Below are 441 nucleotides of genomic sequence, written 5' to 3' on the forward strand. Positions count from 1 at the left end.
CGGAGAAACGCCAGGCGCTGGCCGTGGTGGACCAGAATGCATCCGCGGTCGATGTCGCGGATCGGCGGCTTCAGCGGTCGGAGGCCCTTGCCCGCAACGACAACCTCTCGAAGCAGACGCTCGACAACGATCGGGGAGCCGCACAACAGGCCAAGGCAGCGCTTGCGGCTGCAGAGGCACAGTCGGCAGCCGCGGATGCAGGCATCGGGGCTGCCCGCGCAGCCGTCGTCGATGCGAATGCTTCAGTCGCCGCAGCACAAGCCTCTATCGACGCGATCGTGTCCTCCATCAACGACTCGACCCTGACGTCGCCGCGCGACGGGCGTGTGCAGTATCTGGTGGCCAGAGAGGGAGAAGTGCTTGCAGGTGGAGGGCGGGTGCTTAACCTCGTCGATCTCGCGGATGTCTATATCCGACATTCCCCAAGTGGCCTGCCGCTTG

General features: G+C 65.3%; 1 protein-coding gene. It reads left to right on the forward strand.

Features of this window, described 5'->3' with window-relative positions:
• The coding region (locus CG51_RS20505) for an HlyD family secretion protein (RefSeq protein ID WP_035747715.1) at window positions 1-441 on the forward strand (441 nt) is incomplete at both ends.

The organism is Haematobacter missouriensis (assembly GCF_000740775.1).
GTDB classification, from domain to species: domain Bacteria; phylum Pseudomonadota; class Alphaproteobacteria; order Rhodobacterales; family Rhodobacteraceae; genus Haematobacter; species Haematobacter missouriensis.